Origin of the sequence: Campylobacter sp. RM5004, from assembly GCF_022369455.1 — a bacterium.
Taxonomy (GTDB): Bacteria; Campylobacterota; Campylobacteria; order Campylobacterales; family Campylobacteraceae; genus Campylobacter_E.
Genome location: NZ_CP059599.1, coordinates 1148102 through 1172744 on the forward strand (window position 1 = coordinate 1148102; position 24643 = coordinate 1172744).

General features: G+C 27.9%; 24 protein-coding genes and 1 tRNA gene. 2 read left to right on the forward strand and 23 right to left on the reverse strand.

What is annotated here, in order from left to right:
* The first annotated feature begins 11 nt into the window (after window positions 1–11).
* Window positions 12–1043, forward strand: coding sequence for a cytochrome-c peroxidase (locus AVANS_RS05685; RefSeq protein ID WP_239816924.1), 1032 nt, complete (start codon window positions 12–14; stop codon window positions 1041–1043).
* A 137-nt stretch (window positions 1044–1180) separates the two neighbouring features.
* Here the strand turns inward: AVANS_RS05685 and AVANS_RS05690 are convergent, their stop codons facing one another.
* From AVANS_RS05690 to mobB, 19 genes are all read right to left on the reverse strand, one after another.
* Window positions 1181–1651 carry a TrmH family RNA methyltransferase gene (locus AVANS_RS05690; RefSeq protein WP_239816925.1) on the reverse strand — a complete coding sequence of 157 codons (471 nt, stop codon included), beginning with the start codon at window positions 1649–1651 and terminating at the stop codon, window positions 1181–1183.
* Entirely contained in the window at window positions 1644–2705 is a 1062-nt protein-coding gene (locus AVANS_RS05695; RefSeq protein ID WP_239816926.1) for a CCA tRNA nucleotidyltransferase, read from the reverse strand. The genes AVANS_RS05690 and AVANS_RS05695 overlap by 8 nt, the downstream gene beginning before the upstream one ends.
* On the reverse strand, window positions 2705–3067 hold the full coding sequence (locus AVANS_RS05700) for a hypothetical protein (RefSeq protein WP_239816927.1): 363 nt from the start codon (window positions 3065–3067) through the stop codon (window positions 2705–2707). Before AVANS_RS05700 ends, AVANS_RS05695 begins: the two co-directional genes overlap by 1 nt.
* Window positions 3064–3306, reverse strand: a complete 243-nt coding sequence (locus AVANS_RS05705) for a hypothetical protein (protein ID WP_239816928.1) — start codon at window positions 3304–3306, stop codon at window positions 3064–3066. Before AVANS_RS05705 ends, AVANS_RS05700 begins: the two co-directional genes overlap by 4 nt.
* Entirely contained in the window at window positions 3294–4343 is a 1050-nt protein-coding gene (gene leuB, locus AVANS_RS05710; RefSeq protein WP_239816929.1) for a 3-isopropylmalate dehydrogenase, read from the reverse strand. Before leuB ends, AVANS_RS05705 begins: the two co-directional genes overlap by 13 nt.
* Window positions 4340–4816 (reverse strand): 3-isopropylmalate dehydratase small subunit, encoded by a 477-nt coding sequence (locus tag AVANS_RS05715; RefSeq protein WP_239816930.1) that lies wholly within the window; start codon window positions 4814–4816, stop codon window positions 4340–4342. Before AVANS_RS05715 ends, leuB begins: the two co-directional genes overlap by 4 nt.
* A 9-nt stretch (window positions 4817–4825) precedes the next feature.
* Window positions 4826–8008 carry a S8 family serine peptidase gene (locus AVANS_RS05720; RefSeq protein WP_239816931.1) on the reverse strand — a complete coding sequence of 1061 codons (3183 nt, stop codon included), beginning with the start codon at window positions 8006–8008 and terminating at the stop codon, window positions 4826–4828.
* A complete protein-coding gene (locus AVANS_RS05725) occupies window positions 7998–10724 on the reverse strand; it encodes a S8 family serine peptidase (protein WP_239816932.1) in 2727 nt (908 codons plus the stop codon). The genes AVANS_RS05720 and AVANS_RS05725 overlap by 11 nt, the downstream gene beginning before the upstream one ends.
* 2 nt (window positions 10725–10726) lie before the next feature.
* Window positions 10727–11050 carry an AzlD domain-containing protein gene (locus AVANS_RS05730; RefSeq protein ID WP_239816933.1) on the reverse strand — a complete coding sequence of 108 codons (324 nt, stop codon included), beginning with the start codon at window positions 11048–11050 and terminating at the stop codon, window positions 10727–10729.
* Window positions 11035–11691, reverse strand: a complete 657-nt coding sequence (locus AVANS_RS05735) for an AzlC family ABC transporter permease (protein ID WP_239816934.1) — start codon at window positions 11689–11691, stop codon at window positions 11035–11037. The genes AVANS_RS05730 and AVANS_RS05735 overlap by 16 nt, the downstream gene beginning before the upstream one ends.
* The gene (locus tag AVANS_RS05740; RefSeq protein WP_239816935.1) at window positions 11688–11840 is read right to left on the reverse strand and encodes a hypothetical protein; all 153 of its coding nucleotides are present in this window, start codon (window positions 11838–11840) and stop codon (window positions 11688–11690) included. The genes AVANS_RS05735 and AVANS_RS05740 overlap by 4 nt, the downstream gene beginning before the upstream one ends.
* A gap of 102 nt (window positions 11841–11942) precedes the next feature.
* Window positions 11943–13256 carry an oligopeptide:H+ symporter gene (locus AVANS_RS05745; protein ID WP_239816936.1) on the reverse strand — a complete coding sequence of 438 codons (1314 nt, stop codon included), beginning with the start codon at window positions 13254–13256 and terminating at the stop codon, window positions 11943–11945.
* Between the two features lie 63 nt (window positions 13257–13319).
* A tRNA-Ile gene (locus AVANS_RS05750) sits at window positions 13320–13396 on the reverse strand.
* Between the two features lie 153 nt (window positions 13397–13549).
* On the reverse strand, window positions 13550–14950 hold the full coding sequence (murF, locus tag AVANS_RS05755; protein ID WP_239816937.1) for a UDP-N-acetylmuramoyl-tripeptide--D-alanyl-D-alanine ligase: 1401 nt from the start codon (window positions 14948–14950) through the stop codon (window positions 13550–13552).
* A complete protein-coding gene (locus tag AVANS_RS05760; RefSeq protein WP_239816938.1) occupies window positions 14950–15786 on the reverse strand; it encodes a hypothetical protein in 837 nt (278 codons plus the stop codon). The genes murF and AVANS_RS05760 overlap by 1 nt, the downstream gene beginning before the upstream one ends.
* Window positions 15787–15789: 3 nt before the next feature.
* Window positions 15790–17670, reverse strand: coding sequence for a methionine--tRNA ligase (gene metG / locus AVANS_RS05765; RefSeq protein WP_239816939.1), 1881 nt, complete (start codon window positions 17668–17670; stop codon window positions 15790–15792).
* Window positions 17671–17678: 8 nt separating this feature from the next.
* Window positions 17679–17864, reverse strand: a complete 186-nt coding sequence (locus tag AVANS_RS05770) for a hypothetical protein (RefSeq protein ID WP_239816940.1) — start codon at window positions 17862–17864, stop codon at window positions 17679–17681.
* A complete protein-coding gene (locus AVANS_RS05775) occupies window positions 17851–18714 on the reverse strand; it encodes a class 1 fructose-bisphosphatase (protein ID WP_239816941.1) in 864 nt (287 codons plus the stop codon). Before AVANS_RS05775 ends, AVANS_RS05770 begins: the two co-directional genes overlap by 14 nt.
* Window positions 18714–19184: a molybdopterin-guanine dinucleotide biosynthesis protein B gene (gene mobB, locus AVANS_RS05780; RefSeq protein WP_239816942.1), complete on the reverse strand. Its 471-nt coding sequence runs from the start codon at window positions 19182–19184 to the stop codon at window positions 18714–18716. Before mobB ends, AVANS_RS05775 begins: the two co-directional genes overlap by 1 nt.
* 56 nt (window positions 19185–19240) lie before the next feature.
* Here mobB and AVANS_RS05785 point away from each other — a divergent pair, with 56 nt between their 5' ends.
* On the forward strand, window positions 19241–19636 hold the full coding sequence (locus AVANS_RS05785; RefSeq protein ID WP_239816943.1) for a hypothetical protein: 396 nt from the start codon (window positions 19241–19243) through the stop codon (window positions 19634–19636).
* A gap of 43 nt (window positions 19637–19679) precedes the next feature.
* Here the strand turns inward: AVANS_RS05785 and ald are convergent, their stop codons facing one another.
* The 4 genes from ald to AVANS_RS05805 form a co-directional block, all read right to left on the reverse strand.
* The gene (gene ald / locus AVANS_RS05790) at window positions 19680–20792 is read right to left on the reverse strand and encodes an alanine dehydrogenase (RefSeq protein WP_239816944.1); all 1113 of its coding nucleotides are present in this window, start codon (window positions 20790–20792) and stop codon (window positions 19680–19682) included.
* A 98-nt stretch (window positions 20793–20890) separates the two neighbouring features.
* On the reverse strand, window positions 20891–21448 hold the full coding sequence (locus AVANS_RS05795) for a manganese efflux pump (RefSeq protein ID WP_239816945.1): 558 nt from the start codon (window positions 21446–21448) through the stop codon (window positions 20891–20893).
* Entirely contained in the window at window positions 21438–24029 is a 2592-nt protein-coding gene (gene gyrA / locus AVANS_RS05800; protein WP_239816946.1) for a DNA gyrase subunit A, read from the reverse strand. Before gyrA ends, AVANS_RS05795 begins: the two co-directional genes overlap by 11 nt.
* Window positions 24030–24068: 39 nt before the next feature.
* The gene (locus AVANS_RS05805; RefSeq protein ID WP_239816947.1) at window positions 24069–24632 is read right to left on the reverse strand and encodes a phosphoribosyltransferase family protein; all 564 of its coding nucleotides are present in this window, start codon (window positions 24630–24632) and stop codon (window positions 24069–24071) included.
* Window positions 24633–24643: the final 11 nt, after the last annotated feature.

The window sequence follows — 24643 nt, forward strand, 5'->3', positions numbered from 1 at the left end:
AGGAGAAAGTAATGAAAAAAATTATGTTATCTTTAAGTTTATTAGCAAGTTTAAATGCTAGTAGTTTAATAGAAGCTGCAAAAGACGCAGGATTAGTTGCAATTCCTAGCGATAAAGCAAAGCTTGAAGAATTAATCAAGCAAAACGCACCTGATTATGTAGAATATCCAACCACAAAAGAAAGAGTTGAGTTAGGTAAGAAGCTTTATTTTGACCCTAGAATTTCAAAAAGTGGCATAATCTCATGTAATACTTGTCATAATCTAGGGCTTGGTGGAACAGATGGCATACCTGCTAGCACAGGTCATAAATGGTCGCCAAACCCACACCATCTAAACTCTCCAACGGTTTATAACTCTGTATTTAACTCATCTCAGTTTTGGGACGGAAGATCAGGTCATTTACAAGATCAAGCAAAAGGTCCTATTCAATCATCAGTTGAAATGGCTGCAGTTCCTAGCGAAGTAGTTAGCAAGATAACTTCTATTCCTGAGTATGTTCAAGAATTTAAACAAGCTTATGGAAAAGATGTAAAAATTGATTTTGACTTAATTGCTACAAGTATAGGAATATTTGAAAGAACTTTAATCACTCCTTCAAGATTTGATGATTTTTTAAATGGTAATGAAAAAGCTTTAAGTGATGATGAGAAAAAAGGTCTAAAATTATTTATAGATAAAGGCTGCACCGCTTGTCATACAGGAATTAACCTTGGCGGAACTCTTCAAGCATTTGAAGTGACTAACAAATATCAATACGCTAATATAGGAGATTTTAAAGGAGATAGCGACGGACTTATAAAAGCTCCAACTCTAAGAAATATAGCACTAACAGCTCCATATTATCATAATGGTGCGATTTGGGAACTTGAAGAAGCTGTAAAATCTATGGGTAAAATCCAACTAGGAATTGATATAAATGATAGTGATACTAAATTAATCATTTCGTTTTTAAAATCACTAACAGGTAAAATGCCAGAGATTAGCTACCCTACTCTACCTGCTTCAACAAACAAAACCATTAAGCCTGATTTAGAGTATTAAAAAGTCTTAGGATGAAAATCCTAAGCCTAATTCTATTCGTAATATTAGGAATTTGAATTAGGATTTTGCTTTTAATAATTTAAGTTTAATAATCCTTCATGTAAAGTTTTAATTCAAATTCTAAGGTTTTAATTTGCTTATTCTAAAGTAAAGTTAGAATAATTTTGTCTTAAAGCTTCGCCACTTAAAAATGCTACACTTTGAGCTAAATTTAGCGACCTTCCATAGCTTTTCATAGGAATTAAAAAAGTATTTTTATCATCTAAAATAGCTTTAATTTCAGGTTGTGGAAGACCAAAACTCTCACTCCCAAAAACAATAAAATCACCTATACTAAAACTAGCATTAAAATAGGCATTGTTTGATTTTGTGCTAGCGAATTTCATTTTTGAAATATCATTATTTTCTAAAAAATGCTTAGCATTATCCCAAAAAATAGGCTCTAATTTATCCCAATAATCAAGCCCTGCGTGCATAATCTTTTTACTTGAAAAGTCCAAAAAATGCGGTCCAACTAAATGCAATTTAAAACCTAAGTTATAACACATTCTACCTATTGTGCCTACATTTCCTGCAATTCTTGGCTCAACTAAAACTATATTAAACATTTTTTAAATACTCCTTGATAGCAATTTCTTCGCATTTTAATGCTTCTTCTTTTGAGCTTATGTTTTCATATAAAACTTTTATTTTATCATCATAAATTCCTAGTTTTAAAGCTCTTTTTTTAATATCTTTATTAAGCCCTAACCATTCTTTTAAGGGCATTTTAATAGCGATTTTGCATAAATTATAATCATCTATAATGCTAATTTTTGGCTCTTTTGTTAAAAATAAAAGCATTTTTTTATAAGGCATTAATTGATAATATATATTAAAATAATCAATGAAATAAAAAAACATTAAAGCAAATCTTTTTTCCTTACAAACTAAAGCTTTATTGTCTTTAATCTTTTTTAAAACTGAAAAAAAACTAGCTTTACTAACATTAAAACCAAAGCATTTTTCAAATAAATTAAGCTTATATAAATAATAAAGCCCTATTTCTGGATATTTTGCTTCAAATAATTTTATTAATTCATTATAAATTCTATCTTTGCTAAGATTTGAAATATCAATTTTTTTTAAATATTCTAAATCTTTTTTATTAGTCTTTAATTTAAATCTTGCAATAAATTGAATAAATCTTAAAACCCTTAGCGAGTCTTCTTTAAAAGTATCATAATTTACTATTCTAATAAGCTTTTTTTTACAATCTCTTATGCCTTTATGTAAATCTAATACTTCTTTAGTAAAAATATTTATCATAATTGTATTCATACAAAAATCTCTTCTTAAAGAGCCTTTATATTCATTATTTTCAACTTTTACACTAAAATCTGTATGTAAATTGCCTATTTTTCTTTCAGTTCTTGCAAGTGCTAAATCGTAGTTTTCTTTTTTATATACAAAAAAACTTTTTCCAACACCTAAAGCATTTAATTCTTTAGCTATTTCCTCCATTTTACTCGGGCTTACATCATAAATTTCTATATCGTAATCATTTGTGTGATTGTTTAGGTAAATATCCCTAACACAACCACCTACAAAATAAGCTCTTTTTGTATATTTAAATAAAGTTGATTTGATTTCTAAAAAGGTTTTTTCATTCCAAGGAAGCATTAATTTTTTAAACGCTCTTCAATGTTTGCTAATAAAAATTCAATAAAAGAAATTGTAATTTCTAATCTTTTTTGCAAATCTTCTTCATTTTGTTTTGTATTTAAAGCTTCAAAAAGAACCAAAATTCTTTCTTTAATCTTTAATAAATATTGCTTTTCATAGTTTGTTAGCATAGGAGTTTGTTCTTTGTTCTTTTGTATATCTTCAATTTTTGATATTAATTCTTCTTCTACGCTTTCTTGATTTATTATCTTAATATCTTCAAGTTTTTCTTCTTTTTTATTTTCATATTCTTTTTTTACTTCTTCGGCTGCAACTTGAGATAATCTATCAATCATTTGTGATAATTCTTCATTATTCATATATTTAATAACCACCTTTTAAACTCATTATATTCTTGTTCGCTTTTTGCATTCATAAAAAAATCATACATTAATAAATTAAGCTCTAATTTATGAACCTTTGCTCCACTTAATCTAAAAATACCTTCCTTAGCTGCTTGATTGTTTTTATCTTTTTTTAAAATATTTTTATAAATCTCAAGGGCTTCAGCTCTTAGCCCTTGTTCTTCATATATTTTTGCAGCTGTTATTGTTTGCATTCACAATACTTTGCTATCAAATTACCCATTTCTTGAGTATTTAATTTAATCTTTGCATTAGCTAAATCAGCACAACCATAGCCTTCACTTATAGCTTTTTTAACTGCATTTTCTATTTTTGTAGCATTTTCTTCATCATTTAACGCAAATCTTAACATCATAGCAGCGCTTAAAATTGTAGCAATTGGATTTGCAATGCCTTGCCCAGCAATATCAGGAGCACTTCCGTGAATTGGCTCATATAAACCAACCTTACCACCTATACTTGCACTTGCAAGTAGTCCGATTGAGCCAACAACCATACTAGCCTCATCACTTAAAATATCTCCGAATAAATTTTCAGTTAAAATTACATCGAATTGCTTTGGATTTTTTACAAGTTGCATTGCAGCATTATCTACATACATATAACTAAGCTCAACTTCTGGATAATCTTTAGCTAATTCATCGCAAACTTCTCTCCATAAAGCTGAAGTCTCAAGAACATTTGCTTTATCTACCATACATAGTTTTTTGCGGCGTTTCATTGTACTTTCAAAACCAATTTTTGCAATTCTAATTATCTCATCACGGCTATATACCATAGTATTGTAAGCTTTATCGTATGACTTTTCTCTTGGCTGTCCAAAATAAATTCCGCCCGTTAGCTCTCTTACCACAAGTAAATCAACGCCTTTTACAACCTCAGCTCTAATTGTGCTAAGCTCTTCAAGTCCTTCATAAACAAAAGCTGGGCGAAGATTAGCAAAAACTCCTAAAGCTTTTCTAAGTGCAAGCAATCCACTCTCAGGTCTTAAATGGCGTTCTAAATTATCCCATTTAGCTCCACCAATTGCTCCAAATAATACAGCATCAGAATTTAATGCTGTATCGATTGTCTCTTGTGGCAACGGAACTCCAACGCTATCAATTGCTGCTCCACCCATTAAGCATTCTTTATATTCTAAATCAGGGCGAACAACTTTTAAAACTTTTATCGCTTCATCAATTATCTCAGGCCCTATTCCATCACCTTTAATCACACAAATTTTACTCATTTTGCCACCTTACTAGCATATTCAATAAGCCCACCAGCTGCAAGTAATTCTTGCATAAATTCTGGAATTGGATTTATTTTATAGCTTTCGTTTTTTGTAATATTTTTAATAACACCATTTGTTATATCTATGTCTAATTCATCATTTTCTGCAATTTTATCAGTATCATTGCATTCAAGTATTAAAAGCCCTGTATTATATGCGTTTCTATAAAAAATTCTTGCATAAGTTTTTGCGATTACGCATTTAATATTTGCAGCTTTTATAGCTATTGGAGCATGCTCACGACTAGAACCACAGCCAAAGTTTTCGCCTGCAACTATACAATCATTCTCACCAATTTCTTTAAAAAATCCTGGTCTAGCATCTTCCATAACATAACTTGCTAAAACTTTTTCATCGCTTGTATTTAAATATCTTGCAGCAATGATTAAATCTGTATCTATATTATCGCCAAATTTAAAAACTTTCATGTATCTCCTTTAAAAAATATAATTAATTCCAAACATAAATTCATTTGTATAATTCTTCAAATTTTTAGCTTTGTCAAAACCTGTTGAAAAATCAAAATGTTTTCCTTTATTTGCTGAATTATTATTATACATATAACTTAACTTATAGTTCATAATCATTTTTAATTGATTATTAAATAAATATTCTATGCCTATATTAGCATTACTTACGAGATTTTTATAAAAACCATCACTTATTTCAATTTTATTTAAATAATTTAAATTTCTTCCCTTTAGTGAATAATCTTTATAAAAATTATATTCTATATCAGTTCCTACTGATAATGATAAATTATCAAAATAAGTATTTAAATTAAAACCAAGATTAGCATAAGAATAAAATTTATTAAAACTATCAAGCCCTACGCTAAATTCATTTCCACGCTCATTAAAGCTATTTTGCCTACTATAAACCCCATTTATAGCAATATAAGGCTCAAAAAGATTTGAAACAAAGCCATCACTATGTAATTTATAAGATAATTTTAATGTATATGCTAAAGAATTATCATAAAATCTTGCAAAATTATCAAATCTTTGGGTTTTATTTAAAGTATTTAAATAACTTAAATTATTTGATATTACAAGGTTACTTAAATCATAAGTTAAATTAGCCTTTAAACCTATTGTTTTAGCGTCATTTTTAAAATTATCATTATACATATTAACACTATCATAAACAAATCCAAAAGCAAGTTTTAAATCATCTTTAATTAAAGCATTACTTATTAAAGTTTTGCTTGAATTTGCTTTTAAATCATCAATACTATTATGTCCGAAACTTTGCTCAATATTAAAATTATTTTTTAAAGCACTTGCATGAATATTTTTAACTATTGCAATATTCATAAGGCTGTTTTTATAAAAATCAGTTGCAAAAAGCTTATTAGTATTTTCTTCTAATTTATCTTTTGTAGTATTTAAAACATTAGCATAAAACAAATCAGCTCTTTTTAAGTTATACTCAGCTTCGCTTAAAGCTCCATCAAGATTGATTTTATTATATGCTTCATCATTGCTTGTTTTATCTTGTTTTTTACTCTCGTAATCTAAATAATTATCAAGTTGAGTGAATAATAATTGATAATTTTTCTTAGCAAAATCATTTAAATCATTTGCCTTATCTAAATCAATTCTTTTAACCATTACGCTTACTTTATCGTTAGCATAAATTGGCTCGTTAATTTCTAGAAAAGTTACTAATGATTGAACTGATTTAAACCTATCTTCAATACTTTTTGCTGTTAATATATCAACATTTTGACCTTGAGCAATATTAACACCTGATTTTACTCCTACTAAATTAAATTCTCCATCTAACTTAGCATTTCCTAAAACCCTAAAACTCTCACCTAAATTTGAATAAATCTTACTATTTGCACCTAATGTAAGACTTCCTAAAGTAACACCTTCATTTACTAAAACACTATTATTAGTAATGCCACTTACTATTGTATTACTTAATCTTAATATACCATTTGTATTTGTAAAATGTGCTTGGTTTTTCTTACCTGCTAGCCATAAAGTTCCGTTTTTAATCTCACTTGCACCTGTAAAAGTATTATCTCCACTTAAAACTAAAGTTCCTATGCCATCCTTAATAAGACCATAACTACCTTTAATATTATTTGAAAATACATATAAATTATCTAAATCAACATTAGCATAAAAGTCTTTTCTAAATTCAGCTACTCCATTCATAGCACGAGCAGGATTTAAAATACCAACACCAAAACGAGCCTTTATTTCATCTTCTGTGTTAGTTGAACTAGTAACCTTAAATGCAGTTGTAAATAAACTTTCTTTAATATTATCATTACTCATCCAAGGATATTTTTCATAAATTAAAGCAGCCACACTAGCAGTTGCAGGAGCACTATAACTTGTGCCTTGATGTCCGTTTATTACAAAAGGAGCTGAAATACAATCATCCCAACCATATTTTTTGCAAGTATTTCCGTGATGATAAACTTCTTTAACAAGCCCATCATTATCTGTTATATAAAAATGTTTTCCAATTTCATCTAATCTTGCAGCATCTGTTTTATAACCTAATACAATCACCCAACCTTTTCTTAAAGGGCTATCAATAGGTAATGCGTGAGTTGTAAAAGGCTTATCAATATTATCAATAACATTTCCTGCTGCATTAAATACTAAGGCATTATTCTTCATAATTGCTGTATAAAACACACCTGTATTAGGGCTTGAATTATTTAATTCGTGATATTCATAAGATTGATTAAAAAATCTAACTCCACTATTTGATAAAGCATCAATCGTAGCAGCTAGATTTATCTTATCGCCCCTTTCATCTTCACTAATAGGACTTACTATATTTGCAAAATTTATTTTATTTGCAATAAGACTTGCAGTATCCATTACATTTTTGCCATGTAAAATAGGATTATTGTTACTATCTTTTAAAAACGAACTTGAATATGCTTTGCTTTTAAAATTATCATTATTTAATCTATTTTCTAAGCTATTCCATTTATCGTTTGTATTGTTTATATAATCATAATGCTCATTAAATAATACATTTGTTAAATCATTTGTCCCTGAATCATTTATACCTATAATTATTCCATTACCTAAAAAACCTTGATTCCAATTAGGACTAAATCCATAGCTTGATTGTTTAGCTTCTGCTCTTGAATTAACATCATTTATATTTGCTTTATCATTTGAGCTTTCATAATTAGAAACATTATTCGCTACACTAAAAGTCTTTAAAGAACTATCATAAAGCTTGCTAAATACTTCTATAGCTTCTTTATTTTCGCTTGTTAGTTTTGTGCTTAATTCAACTTTGTTTTCTATTTTAATGCTAGGTAAATTTGTATAAGTTTCTTTAATTTCTGCCTTGCATATATTTGTATTAACAAGATTTAGCACTAGATTTGGCTCGTTTGTATTAGGAAGATTTGGTTCTGGGATATTTGGATTACCTAAGCTTGGATTGCTTGGTTTATTTAAATCAGGATTGTTTGGAAGTGAATTGTTAGGCTTTGGAATAACTTGATTTGGATTACTTATAGGTGTTGTTTTTGGAGTGGAATTTGAAATCGGAACTGCAGCTCCACCACCACCTCCACATGCACTAAATAAAACCAAAATAGTGATTAATGATAACTTGCTCTTAAAATTCATATAAAAATCCTAAATAAAATTTATTTGTATAATATTTTTTTGCGAAAGTATTATAATAATGAAAATTAAAATTTATTTTATTATTTAAACGATAATCAAAACTAATTCCCAAATTATGCAAAAATCTTTTATAAAAGCCATTTGAGATTTCTAAATTATTAGAAAAATCATATTTTGCTAAAAAATAAAAATCTTTATTAAAATTATATTCTAAATCAATGAAAGGCTTTATTTTAATGTTTTGAAAATCAAAATTCACATTTAAACCTAAATTAGCATAATAAAAATCTTTTTTGAATTTTTCAAATTTTAAGGCTAATAAATCGCTATTTTCACTAAAGGCTTTTTGATAATACTTTAAGTAATTAAGTCTTAAATAAGGGCTAATTTGATTATTTAATCCTAATTCACTTGAAAGAACAAGAGCTTTATTGTTAAAACTTGAACTTAAATTAAATCTATTTACATTATTTTTAATATCAAAATACGAAATCAAATTCTTTAAATAATAATCATTTAAATCTAGGTTATAACTAGCTAAAAATCCTAAAGTTTTAGCATTATTTTTAAAATTATCATTATAAATATTTGCATCATTATATATAAAAGCAAGACCTAAATTATCAATATTATGAGCTATTTTAAAATCATACGAACTTTCTTTTAAATCACTGATTTTATTGTAATTATAGCTTATGCTTGAAGTATCATTTAAGTTTTTGCTTGCGTTTTTAATCCTTGCAATATTTAATAATGAATTTGTATAAATATCTTCTGCAAATAATAATTTCGTAGTAGGTATTAATTCATCTTTTGTTGTATTAATTATCGCACTTGCTACTAAATTATATTTTAAAAACTCATTTTCGCTTAAATTACCATTTAAATTAGGCTCTTTATAATTTGCTAAATCTAATGCTAAATCAGGCTTTTTTGTCTCATAAAGTAATCTATCAAAATTAGTAAATAAACTTGTATAATTTTTCTTTGCATAAGCGTTTAGTTCTGGTAGTTTGCTTAAATCTTCAATTTTATCAACCTTTATACTAAGCTTAGTGCTTTCATATTTTGGCTCTTTGATTTTTAAAAATACTGAGTTTGAAACTATATTTTTAAATTGCCCTTCAATACTTCCTGCTGTTAATAAATCTTCTCTTTCCTTATTTAAAGTGTAATTATATTTAACGCCAACTATGTTTAAATCCCCATCAAGCTTAGCTTTATTAACTACATTAAATCTTTCACCTATATTTGTATAAACCTTACTTGTATTAAAAAGAGTTAAATTATTTACATTAAGCCCTTCATTAACTAAGGTTCCATAATTTGTAAGATTTGCAGCACTTGCATTACTCATTCTTAAAATTGCATTATTTATAACATTTGCTTTATTTGTATTACTAAGCCATAAAGTGCCTTTTTTGATATTTATATCACCTGTAAATGTATTTGCTCCACTTAAAGCAAGGGCTCCGATTCCATCTTTAATAAAATTTGCTGAGCCACTAATATTGTTTGAAAATACATATAAATTATCTCTATCTACATTAGCATAAAAATCATGCCTTAAACTTGCAACTCCATTCATTGCTTTTGCAGGATTTATAATGCCTTCTCCAAAATGAGCTTTTACATCATCTTCATTTGTCCCATAAACCTTATAAGCTGTGGTAAATATACTTTCTTTAATATTATCATTGCTCATCCAAGGATATTTTTCATAAATTAAAGCTCCAAGGGTTAAAATAGCTGGGGTGCTAAAGCTAGTTCCTGCATTGCCATTTATTGAAAAAGGTGCTGCTATACAATCATCCCAACCATATTTTTTACATGTATTTCCTGCAGTATATACATACTTTTTTACCCCATTGTCCATAATATAATAAGTATCTTTATATCCTAATGGTTTTTTATCATAATAACCAAGTGCTATTATCCAGCCTTTTCTAAGTGGGCTATTTAAAGGAAGTGCATGGTTTGAAAAATCTCCAGTAGTTGGAGCGTTTCCAGCTGCACTAACAACAAGGGCGTTATTTTGCATAATAGCTGTATAAAAATCTCCTACATTATCTTCACTAGTATCAATTAATCCTGTTCTAGCAAATGAGCGATTAAAAAACCTTACTCCACTATTTGATAAATAATCAATAGTTGCAGCAAGATTTACATTATCTCCTGAGCTTAAATTATTTCCATCTGAATCAATTAAAGGTAAAGGCACATTAGCAAACTTTATGTCTTTAGCTAAATGATTTGCTGTATTCATTACTAAAGTTCCATGGTTTGCTTTTTCTTTTGTTTTTTCATTGATTAAAATAGAGCTTTTATAAGTTTTTTGAGTAAAATTAGCATTATTAGCTCTATATTCTAAATCGTTCCAATATAGTGTTGCGTGATTATTGTAATCATAATGATAGTTAAAAGCTAATTTGCTTAAATCTTCTGTTCCTGAATCTAAAATCGCTAAAATTATTCCTGTGCCTAAAAATCCTTGATTCCAATTAGAACTAAATCCAACGCTTGTAGTATAAATAGAAGCATTTTTGCCCGCAACGAAGTTTAAATACTTACTATCATATAAACTTTTTCCTAAATCAAATTCCGCAGTGTTTTGATAATTTGAATAAGTCTTTACAACAGGTGTAGGTGAGTTTGCACCGCCTCCACCACATGCACTTAAAAATAATAAACTAGCTAATAAAATACTAAATCTCAAAATCAAACCTTAAAAATAATTTCATGTAAAATATAAAACACACCAGTAGCAGCGATTATGCTAACAAAACCTTTTTTAAAAATTATATGAGTAATCAAAGCTACAAGACCAGCGATTATATAATCACTTGCGTAAGGTGGGTTTTCATAATCTAAGCCTTTATATAAAAAGCAAACTAAAATAACCATAATTAAAAGTGGCATATGTTTTTCAAGATACATTAAAAGCTCATTTGGTTTTTTTGTCCCAAAAAACATATAAGCTAAAGCCTTTAAAACAACAGCGCTAAAACCAGCAATTAGCAAAGCAATCATCGTATAAGACATAATTTCTTTCCTAAAATCAATATAAATATTCCTGAAAAAATACAGCTTAGCATCATATATTGCTTATCTATAAAAAATAAACCAACAAGCCCTAAAAATAATGCTATAAAAAATACTTTATTTTCTTTATGTTTTATGTAAAGCTCATAAGCTAATACAATAAATAAAGCGTTTAAAGAAAAGCCTAAAGCACTATAATCAGCTTTAGAGTAACTAGCAATAAAATATCCTAAAACACAGCCAAAAATCCAATATAAATGATTAAAAGTTAGGATTAAAACCGCAGTTTTTTTATCATAATCTTTTGCACTAAGCAATGCAAAGCTTTCATCGGTTAGAGCAAACATTGCATAATATTTTATAAATCCTAAATCTCTAAAATATTTTAAAGCTCCTAAAATATAGAAAAAATGTCTAAGATTTAGCAAACTTGCAGCTATTAAAATCTCTAATAAACTAGCACTCGCACTAAGTAATGATAATAATAAAAATTGTAATGAACCAGAAAAAACAAAAACAGCAGCAACAAATACTTCAAAAAATGTAAAAGAATTTGAATACGCAAGTATGCCAAAAGCAACACCTATTACAATGTATGCAACTGCAACTGCAAAAGTATCAACTAAAGCTTGTTTTATCATTTTGTGTACTTTTTGATATATTCGTCTACATCTACTTGTTTTTTAATAGTTTTTTCTTGTTTTACATTATTATCATCATCTTGAAAATAGATATAATCAATTCCAAAAAGAACACCAATAAAAATAATAAGTGGGATTAAAAATACCATCATTTCTCCTTTATACTCAAAAGAATAATAGCAAATATTTTTAAAGCAAAAAGCATTTTTTTAAATTTTCAAATTCCTAATTCAAATTCCAAACACTAAAAACTAGATTTTTAAATATTTATGTAAAACAAAAATAATTAATGATAAAAATAATACAAAAAAACCTTGTATGCTAAGATAAACTTCATAGCTAATAAAATCAATATATTTTACAATTATACCTTCAATTCCTTGAGCAGCAGCAGAACATAAAAACCAAATTCCCATAGTGCTAGTTTTAAACTCGGTTGAAGATACTTTTGAAACAACACTAAGACCAAAAATCCCAACACAAGTTTGAGAAACGCCTAACATTAAATAAGCAAATAAAATAAAGGCTGGATTTATACTATCGTTTTTACTTAATTGACCAAGAAAAATAAAAGAACTTGCAGCTACAAATAAAGATATTGCGATAATTAAAGCTTCATTTATATTATTATTTTTACTAATTTTACTTAAAATCGTGCTTGTTACAATACTTACTAAAAACATAAACGCTAAATACCAACTAGCAGGAACTAAATAATCATTCACATAAAACTGAACTTTATTTTTAATCAATATATTTAAAGTATTAAAACCTTGAAAAATAAGCATATAAAAAAACACAGCTGCTAATAAGTAGAATGCAAATTTTTTAAACTCACCTTTATTTTCAACTTTTTTATAAATAAAAAAATAAAAAAATATCAAGAGCAAAACCGAAACAATGCTTATTATTTTACTAATTGCTAAAAGATCAAAAAAGCTTAAAAACACCACAAAAGCTATAAAAAATAAAATCATTTTTATATTATTTTTAAAAAAGTCATATTTTATAGGCTCATTTGATATATTTTTTGCATTGAAGATAAAGACTAAAATAGCACAAAATACACTTAAAAATGCTGTTAAAAAAGCCAATTTATAAGAATGAATTATAAGCAAACCTGCACTCATTTGCCCTAAAAAACAGCCGATATTTACAAAGATATAGAAAATACTAAATACATATTCGCTATCATTTGGATATGTTTTTGATAATAAGCTCGTTATATTTGATTTAATCAAAACACTGCCAAGAAGAATAAAAATCAAAGCTAAAATTAAAAAATCAAAACTTAAAACCAAATAACCTAAAGCAATGAAAACAATTCCATATAAAACACATCTTTTAGCACCTAAACAAAAATCGCTTAAATACGCTCCAAACATTCCAAAAGCATAAATAGCAGCACCCAAACTAGCACTAATAGCACTAGCCTCACCTTTGCTAAAAGAAAAAACATCCATTAAGTAAAATACGAAGATTCCTAAAAAGCCTAAAAAGGCAAATCTTTCTAAGGCTTCTATATAACATATAGGTAATAATACTTTTGATTTATTTTCTAACATGATTTTCTCCTAAAGAAAAATCTAAGCCATAGAAAGATTTAATTCTATTAAATTTAAAGGAGGTGGTGGATTTACTAGGACTCGAACCTAGGACCAACCGGTTATGAGCCGGTTGCTCTAACCAACTGAGCTATAAATCCTCCGTGATTAAAAGCGTAATAGTATCTTTTTTTGCTTAAATAATTCTTAAAATTTTTAAAATTTAATAAATTTTTTAATTCCTAATTCAAATTCCTTTATTTCTCAAAGGAATTTGAATTAGGAAATTGCTTTAAATTTTTTAAAGCAATTTATCAAATATAATTTGGTGCATCGTTTGAAAAGATTATTAAATCTTTTTCTTTAGTATTGTTTGCTAAAGTATCTATTAACTCTGCTTTATCTTTTAAGATTATTTTATCAATCTTTAGATTTTCATCATAAATTAAAGCATTGCTTTCGCTTGTAATTATCGCTAAATCAAAACATTCATTAATTACTTCGCAAAGCTTTATATTAAGCTCATCACTTGCTTCAATAATTCCTGGACTTACCAAAACTCTTTTTCCAGCTTTATAATCTTTTATTATTTTATAGCTATCACTCATTCCATCATAGTTTCCATTAAAACCATCGTCAATTATAAATTTTGGCTCTTTTGAGATAATTTCTAGTCTATGAGCTGTTGGCTTTATATTTTTTACCTCTTCTTTAATCTGCTCATAATTTAAGCCTAAAGCTTTAGCTAAACTAATACAAGCTGCTAAATTACTAGCATTAAAACTACCTAATAAATTAGCAAAATAATCTTCGCCTTTATATTTAAAACTAAGCCCATCAAGGCTTGCATTAATATCGCTTAATCCTTCATCATAAGAAGAAGTTTCATTTACACTACTATGAGTAATTGCTAACTCAAACCTTTCGCTTTGTAAGGCTTCTTTTTTTGTAGCTCTTGTGTTTTCTATATTTTTAAAATATTCTAAATGCGCTGTGCCGATTTGTCCTATTATTACATAATGAGGGCGAACTAATTTAGTGATTTCTAATATATCGCCTTGCTTTCTAGCACCTGCTTCAATGATTAATAACTCCGTATCAGGCTTAAGATTTTCATTAATATCTTTTATAAGCCCTAAAGTAGTGTTAATGCTACCTTTTGCATAATGGATTTTAAAATGATTTTGTGTAATTTGAGCTAAAAAATGCTTTATGCTGGTTTTTCCATAACTAGCAGTTATTAAGACTACTTTGCAATTATTTAATTTTGTAATCTTTTCGTAAGCTTTGTTATAAAAGCCCTTATTTACAAAATATTCGCATATATAAGAGCAAATAAACGCAAAAGCTAAAATATCAAGCGTATGTGGGTCAAGCTTATAATAAAAATGAAGTGGACTAAAAATCAAAACACCTAATAAATTAAATGCAAAAAGCCTTTTAATTCTAGCAGTAAATACCAAAGGCTTATCAATATTTTTAGCTAGTAAAACAAGTGCTATTAAATAAACAATCATCAAAGCTAACGCTAAATAATGATTAATATCACAAGTGATTACATAGAGTAAAAAAGGAGCTATTAGATAATAAAAATGCCAACGCTTTTTGGCAAAATTAAAAATAACTCTTTTAAATTTATAACTATTTAGCTGTAAAACCAAAGCTAAATAATAAAGCATTAAAAACGAAAAAATCGCTGAAACAATATAAATCATCAAAATAACCCTTCATCACTTGTATTAAGCTCTTTTAAAAAATCAGTTTTGCTAATCTTACTAAGCATATAAGTATTGTTTGTAACCTTGCTTACTTCTACTAAATTAATATGTTTTTTAATCTCTTTTATAACCTCTATATTTTGCTCAAAAAATACAACCTTAGAGCCTTCACTCATCTTAACTATTTCATTATTTTCATTTAAAAAAATAAAATCTAATAATTTAAGATTTGAATAATTAATTTCTAGCTCTTTAATTGAGTGAATTTTTGCTAATTGCTCTGTAAAAATAACAGGTATAAAAACATTATAATAATATTCATCATTCAAGATTAAATCTTGATAAAAAAAGCTTGATCGCTTGATAATATTATAAGAATATTCTTGCTTACTTACACTCAAACTCAGCTCTTTTAAATAATCCAAATCACTGCTAAAAAGCAAATCTTGTTTTAGTATTAATTCAAAATCTTTAAATAAATCATTGCTTAATACCGAAATATTTAGCCTTTTTAAGCATTCTATGCCTAATTCATCAAATAAAATAGCTCTTTTATTCATAGAAGAAAAAGCAATTATTCTAAGCATAGAATGATAAAAATCATCAACCAATAAATAAGCAACTTCTTCATCAACAACCTTAAGCTTATCTGTGCTAATTATCGCATAAGCACCTTTATTTATAGCTTCTTTTGCTTCTTCTTCACTATTTGTAAAAAAAGCACTAGCCATAGTAACATTACTTAAGTTCGTGCAAAAACTACTAAGCCTTAAATTATTAGACTTGTTTATAATTTTTGCATTAATTAATTCCGAAAAATTGCTTATTTGCAAGGCTTATCCTATGATTGCACCATTTTCGCAAGGACTTAATGGACTAAGTAATACTAAGCTCTCATCTGAATTTTTAGCACTTAAAATCATTCCTTCGCTTAAATGTTTAAAGATTTTTCTACTTTCTAAATTAGCAAGTAAAATAATTTGTTTTCCAACTAATTGCTCAGGTTTATAATATTTAGCAATTCCACTTAAAACTTGGCGTTTTTCAGTGCCTAAATCAAGCTGAAATTTTAGTAATTTTTCACTACCTTCAACATTTTCACATTCTAAAACAGTTGCTACTTGCATTTTAATTTTTGCAAAATCATCAATTTTTATTTTTGGCTCTTTTATTTCTTCTTTAACTTCTTTAATCTCTTGCATATTTTCAACCTTTAATTCAACTCTAGAAAATAAATGTTCGCACTCGCTTACCTTAAAGCTATTTTGCAAAACAAACATATCATTATATGCCTTAGTATCAATGCTAATTCCTAAAGCATTTGCAATTTTTAAACTTGCTTTTGGCATAACAGGGCTTAATAAAATACTAGCATTTTTTAAAATATTAAAAATTACTACCAATAAGCTTTGAGTTTTTTCGCTTTCGTTATTTTTCATCATATTCCAAGGCTCATATTTTGAAACCATAGCATTTGCAACACTTAAAGCTTTTAAAACTTCATTTATGTATTCGTTCATTCTAAGCTCATTAATTGCATTTATACTTGCTTTAAAATGCTCGTTTGCTTCATTTAATTCTTCGCTAAATCCTGATTTAAATTCCACGCTCAAATCAAAGTATTTTTTAGCCATTGAGATACTTCTACTTAATAAATTGCCTAATTCATTTACTAATTCGCCATTTATTTTATTAACCATTGCAGCTTTGCTAAAATCTCCGTCATTTCCAAAAGGCATTTGAGATAATAAAAAGTATCTTAAAGGCTCATTTCCAAATTCATTTTTAATATCTTGTGGATTTACAACATTACCTATACTCTTACTCATTTTCTCGCCTTCAACAGTCCACCAGCCATGCGCTCCTATCATCTTAGGCAGTGGCAAATCAAGACTCATTAAAAAGCAAGGCCAATAAATAGCATGAAATTTTAAAATATCTTTTCCAACTAATTGAACATTTGCAGGCCAAAAAGACATTTTCGCATCATCATCTAAGTATCCTAAAGCACTTAAATAATTACTAAGTGCATCAAGCCATACATAAATAATATGCTTATCATCATTTAATTCATCAGGTATTTTTATCCCCCATGAAAAGCTAGTTCTAGTAACTGATAAATCCCTTAAACCTTGTTTTACAAAGGCTATTACTTCATTTTTTTTACTTGCTGGCATAATGCAAGTTGGATTTTCTTCATACCATTTTAATAATCTATCTTGGTATTTGCTTAATCTAAAAAAATAGCTCTCTTCTTTTAATATCCTTGTAGGCTTTTTGCAATCAGGGCATTTATCCTCATCTAAAAGCTGAGTTTTAGTATGAAAAGTCTCGCAAGATACACAATAATGCCCTTCATATTCATCTTTATAAATATCGCCTTTTTCATACATTTTTAAAAATATCTTGCGAACAATTGCTTTGTGCTTTTCATCTGTTGTTCTTATAAAATAATCATTGCTAATTTCAAGTTCAGCCCATAAATCTTTAAAACTTTTACTAACTTTATCAGCATAAGCCTTAGGACTTTCATTGTATTTAATAGCACTTTCTTCTATTTTTTGTCCGTGCTCATCTGTGCCTGTTAAAAAAAATGTTTCATCTCCACGAAGTCTTGCAAATCTTGCAAGCGTATCTGCAATTATAGTAGTATATGCGTGTCCTATATGAGCTTTATCGTTTACATAATAAATAGGAGTTGTAATATATGTTTTCATCTAAATCCTTAAAAGTTGAAGTCTTGTGAAGCACCTTGCGACATATTTTCATAAGTTGCTTTTACAAAAGTATCTCTTATTTCACATTCGCAAAGTTTTTCACAATCTATACAAGATAATTTATTTTGTGTTTTTTGTTGGCAATCTTGCAAGGCAATTTTTGCAGCATGCAAATTACTCTCATAAATATTCATTCAAATAACCCTTTTCATACATTGAGCCTAAATAACAAGGTGTGCTTGCATGAATTGTGCTAAATTTTAGATTTAATAAACTTTCATATCCTTTTGAGCCTTTTATACCATCGCTTGAAAATCCACCAGCTTTTTCATAAATATAAGCGAAAGGAAATACTTCAAATAAAGCTCTAAGTTTTCCTAATTTACCATCATTTAGGGTTGCTGTGCTTGTATTTGGGTATGAAAATAAGCCACCACCTTTAATTAAAATTTGGTGTAAATCACTAACCATAGCACCACTATATCTTAAGCGATATCCATCAGCAAATATCTTATCAATCATAGTTTTATGCTCTTTGCTCCAGTCTTTTTGAGTGCCACCTGTTGCGTTTAATTTGCCTTTTTCTTCTAATTTTAAATCTTTTAGATATTTAAACTCTTTTCCATCATATTCATATAATTTTGGTTCATTTATACAAATTACAAGCTGAGTTCTAGGTCCATAAATTGAATAAACAGCTGCTTTTAAATTAGCAGGTTCAGCTGTATTTTCATAAATTGCAAAAATACTTCCAACAGCAAAATTAACATCAAAAAGTGAAGAACCATCAAGTGGATCGTATGCAACAACATATCTTGCATCATCATATAAAAAATGTGGATTTTCTTTTTCTTCGCTAATAATTGCTTTTATAGAACCAACTTTACTAAGCTCATTTGTAATTATCATATCACTTAAAACATCTTGTTTAAGCTGTAAATCTCCACTAGCATTATTAAGCTCTGTATAACCATATTCTGGATTATCAAAACTTTGTTTAATTTTTAAAACACTTGCTTTTATAGCTTGAATTACTTCTTGCATTAAATCTCCTTAGCATTCTTTAGAACAAAATCGCTAATACTAGCAATATCATCTAAATTAAATTGAGTTAATCCGTAGTTTTTATTAGAATAACTTGCTAATGCTAAAGAATATTCTAAATAACTCTCATCAATTTCTTTACAAAATACGCAAAGTCTCGGTAATGGTAAAATCTTAAGACCTTCAACCAAAACAATATCAGCACTAAATTGCTTAATAATTTGCTCAATTTCAAGTGAATGATGATAAAACATAGTAGTTTTATTTGGACTTAGCACTGCAACTTCTGCACCTGTTTGATAAAATTTAAAACTATCTTTACCATTAGTATCAAATACGGCTTTATCTTTTGGATCATGCTTAATAATTGCTACTTTTAAGCCTTGATTTTGTAAATATTCTGAAATTTTACAAATTAATGTAGTTTTGCCCGAATTTGATGGGCCTGTGAATGCGAATGCTTTTTTCATTGATTAACCTTTTTTATTAAAAATTATAAAATTATAAATTAAACAAAGAAGAAGTTATGAAAAAAGCCATATTATTAATAATTTTTATATTTTTATCAGCTTGTGTAAAAGACAAAAATGAATTTTATAATTCTAAAGAAGAGATAATGCTAAGGTCTTATTATATAAAAGACTTTATTATAAGTTATTTAGGAGTTAAAGATAATAAAGATATATTAATTATCGCTAGTAAAACTAAATTAAACTCAATTTTGGTTGATAATATCAGTAGGGATTTTGAGAGTATTTCTAAGGATTTATTTAATCTACCTTATCAAAATGATTTTTTATATTTTTATAAAACAAGCTTTGATTTAATAAATAAATCAGTAATAAATGTAATTTTAAACAATGATAACGAAACAAGTATAAACATTCAAAAGATTTCAAAATCTCTTGAATATCATTTGTAATTCCTATTTCAAATTCTTTTGGAATTTAAAATAGGAAATTGAGTTATTTTGCAATGAAATTATTAGGATTAAAATATTCTAAATTAAATGCTTCTGCAACACCTTCATGAGTGCAATGACCTTTATGAGTATTTAATCCATGTCTTAAACTCTCAAAACAAGTAATCGCTCCAACTACTCCTAAGTTTGCTATTTTTATACCATAAGGAGTTGTTGCGTTTAATAAAGCTAAAGTAGCTGTTTTTGCTACTGCACCTGGCATATTAGCAACTGCATAATGAATAATCCCATCTACTTCATAAATAGGATTTGTGTGAGTTGTCGCACGGCTTGTTTCAAAGCAACCCCCTTGATCTATCGCAACATCAACAATTACCGCACCTTTTTTCATATGTTTTAAATGTTTTCTTGATAATAATTTAGGAGTTTTTGCACCAGGAACTAAAGCTGCTCCAATAACCACATCAGCATCTTTAATACTATCTAAGATATTTGAAATATTACTATAAAGTGTAGTGATTTTGCCATTAAATACATGGTCAATATAATCAAGCCTATTTGCATCACGACCTAAAATTACAACTTCAGCACCCATTCCAAAAGCAAGTTGTGCAGCATTTAATCCAACCATACCACTTCCTAAAATCACAACCTTACCTTTTTTAACACCTGTAAGTCCGCTAAGAAGCATACCATTGCCACCATAAGTTTTCTCAAGATATTTACAGCCTTGAATAACTGCTAAACGACCTGCGATAGCGCTCATTGGAGCTAGACAAGGTAAGCTTTTTCCTTCTTGAATAGTTTCGTATGCAAATGCTGAAATTTCTTTTTCTATAAGCATTTTTGTAAGCTTTTCATCTGCTGCAAGATGTAAATAAGTATATAAAATTTGCCCTTTTTTAAAAAATTTATATTCACACTCAATTGGTTCTTTAACTTTAACAATCATTCCTGCTTTATCAAAGATTTCTTCTTTTGTTAAAATTTTAGCTCCAGCTTTTATATATTCTTCATCACTTATATCGATTCCAGCTCCTGCTTTGCTTTCTACTAAAACTTCATGTCCATGATTAATATATTCAACAACATCTAAAGGTGTTAACCCAACTCTATATTCTTGGTCTTTAATTTCTTTTAAACAACCTATTATCATAAATACTCCTTCTAAGTTAAAGGAGTATGATATATAAAAATAAAAAATCTAAAAAGAAATTTTTTAAAAAAATATGAAAATTGTTACAATTTTACAAGTTATATGTCTTCTAATATATGCACAATAACTATTTTGCAAGCTAAGAATAATAAAAGCAAACTTCCTATGGGTTGTAAAATCTTTTTGTTGGCCTTAATTTTACTAATTAAAAAACTTGAAATACACATTACAAATGTAATGCTAAAAATTAAAATAATAGACATAAACAAATCATATTTTAATGAAAAAATCATAAGTCCAGCACCTAAAGCATCAATACTTGTAGCAATACTTAGCATAAATAAAGAAAAATAATTTATATTAATTTCTTCTTTATTTTCATCTAAAAATTCTTTAAATAACTTATAAGATAAAAAAGCAAAAATAAAAAATATTAAATAATGATCAATTGCTTGAATTATTTTCATATATTTTGTATTTAGATAATAAGTTATGTAATAGCCTATAATGGGCATAAAAGCTTGAAAAAACGCTGCTAAAGAGCTAAAAACAATTAATTTTTTTATATTATTTCGTAGCACCAAGCATATACTAAGTGCTACGAAAAACGCATCTATTCCTAAAGAAAAGGCTAAGATGATTAAATCAATTATCATCAAATAGCCCTGTTTCTTCTTCTACAACTTCTTCTTCGTCTTCTTCTTTAGGACATTTTGCAATACTTACAACCTCATCGCTTCCAACATTTACAACGATAACGCCACTTGTATTACGCCCTGCTTTTCTAATACTTTGCATATCAGTTCTAATCATCTTACCACTACTTGTAAGCGCCATTAAATCCATAGTATCATCAACAATTACAATACCTACTAAGTCTTTAGTCTTTTGAGTAAGTTTCATGCAAATTACACCCTTACCGCCACGACTTTGTAAGCGATATTCACCTGCATCGGTTCTTTTTGCGATACCTTTTTGACTAACGCTTAAAATCTCTTGTTCGTTATTTTCAATCACTACTGCACCTATTACACAATCATCTTTTTCTTTAAAGCGAATTGCAGTAACACCACGAGCTACACGACCAATTTGGCGAACTTTTGTTAGTGGAAACTTAATACACATACCTTTTTTAGTAGCTACAAAAATCATTGTTCCAACATTTTGATTTTCTTCATTATTTTCTACATTTTCTTCGTTTTCTTCAATGATTTCTACATTATTTTCAGTATTTTCTTCGTTTTCTTCAACTTCTATTATCTCACTAGCATCATTATATGCTATTAAAACGCTTACTAACTCATCATTTTCATCAAGATTAATTGCTCTTACTCCAACTGAACGAATATTGCTATATTCACTTAAATTAGTGCGTTTAATTAAACCATTTTTCGTAAAGAACGCTAAAGATTTTTCATTGCTAAAATCAGTAGTTGGAATAATTGCCATAATTTTTTCATCAGGAGATAAATTGATTAGATTTACAACAGCTTTTCCTTTTGCTGTTCTACTACCTTCTGGGATTTTATAAACTTTTAACCAATATAACTGACCTTTATTGGTAACAAACATTAGCGTATCGTGTGAGTTTGCCGTAAAGAAGCTTTCAATAAAGTCATCATCATAAGTAGTAACTGCAACCTTACCTTTACCACCACGCTTTTGTTTTTCATAAGATTTTGTAGGAACTCTTTTAATATATCCACGATGAGTAATTGTAATTACCATAGGCTCATTTGGTATTAAGTCTTCTACATCTATTTCATCATAATCATCAATGATTTCTGTAATTCTTGGAACTTTATATTTATGTTTAAGTTCTAATAATTCATCATTAATGATTTCTTCAATTTTTTCTTCGCTTTTTAAAATAGCGTTTAATCTTTCAATGGTAGCTAATAATTCTTTTAATTCTTCTTCAAGTTTATCACGCTCAAGACCTGTTAATCTGCTTAGTCTCATTTCTAAAATAGCACTAGCTTGAACTTCACTTAAAGCAAATTTATTCATCAAGCCTTCTTTAGCACTTGCTGTATCTGCACTTGATTTAATAAGCGTAATAACTTCATCAATATTATCTAATGCAATTTTTAAGCCTTCTAAAATATGAGCTCTCTTTTTAGCTTGTTCTAGTTCATAAATTGTTCTTCTAATAATTACTGTTTTTCTATGATTTAAGAATAAATCAAGTAATTCAATTAATGAAAATACTTTAGGCTCTTTATTATGAATTGCAAGCATAATAACACCAAATGTAGTTTCCATTGTAGTGCTTTTAAATAAGTTATTTAAAACTATTTCACTCATTGCATCACGCTTTAGCTCAATTACAAGGCGGATTCCATCTCTATCACTCTCATCTCTTGTTTCGCTAATGCCTTCTATTTGCTTTTCTTTAACAAGCTCTGCAATTTGTTCGTGAAGTCTTGCTTTATTTACTTGATAAGGTAATTCATCAATTACTATTAATTCTTTATTGCCCTTTTGCTCTATATGAGTTTTAGCTCTTACTTTTATTCTACCACGACCTGTTTTATAAGCTTCAATTATTCCTTTTTTACCAAAGATTATTCCGCCGGTAGGAAAATCAGGGCCTTTGATAAATTGCATTATTTCTTCTACTGAAGCGTTTTTGTTTTTAAGTAAATATAAAAGTCCATCAACTAATTCATCTAAACTATGTGGCGGAATATTAGTTGCCATACCAACAGCAATACCGCTAGAACCATTTAAAAGCAAGTTTGGGACTCTAGTAGGTAATACATCAGGTTCAAACTCTCTTCCATCATAGTTTGGAACAAAATCAACTGTATCTTCATCAATATCTTTTAATAAATCTTCAGTTAAATCACTCATTTTAGCTTCGGTATAACGCATAGCAGCAGCACCATCTCCATCAACCGAACCAAAGTTACCTTGCCCTTTAATAGTTGGATATCTCATAGAAAAATCTTGAGCCATTCTAACTAATGCATCATAAACAGCAGTATCTCCATGTGGATGGTATTTACCTATTACATCACCCACTATACGAGCTGATTTTACAAATCTTGTTCTAGCACCAACTTCTGGCTTATTCATAGCATATAAAATTCTTCTATGAACAGGTTTTAATCCATCTCTTGCATCAGGTAATGCACGACCTATAATTACTGACATAGAATAATCTAGATAACTTGTCTTAATACTATCTTCAATATCTACAATAGTAATTTCACTATTATCAAATAAATTCATTGTGTTCCTTTAAGTTAAAGATTTTTTTATACTAGCAAACTAAACTTTCGCATCGGCTAATACAACGGCAAAAAGAACATTTATTTTTGCTTTTTTAAGCACTGCGTGAGCTTGTTTTAAAGTCTCACCTGTTGTAATAATATCATCTACTAAAATCACAGGTTTATCAATATTTTTTAATAATTCAAAATTTCTTTTATTTTTCTTTCTAAAAGCAAGGCTTTTACCTTTATAAATCACCCTATTTTTAGCCTTAATTACATTATAACAAGGGATAATATTATTTGCTTTCATATTTTTTAATAAAATCGCCGTATGTGAATAGCCTTCTTTTATATCATCATCTAAACCTATCGCATAAGCTAATTCGTTTTTAAATCTAAATCTTTTATAAGAATATGAAGCTAATTTGTTTAAAATAAAATACCCACTTATATAGTGTTTATGACTTAAAAGATTTTTAATTTTTGAATATTTATAAAAACTTATAACTTCTAATCCATCATCTAAAATTCTTCTTTTACATTCAAGTTGTTTAAAATCTTTTTCGCACGTAGAACAAAATATTTTAAATGTTGGCTTTAAGCAGTTATAACATAGCATATTTAACTTTT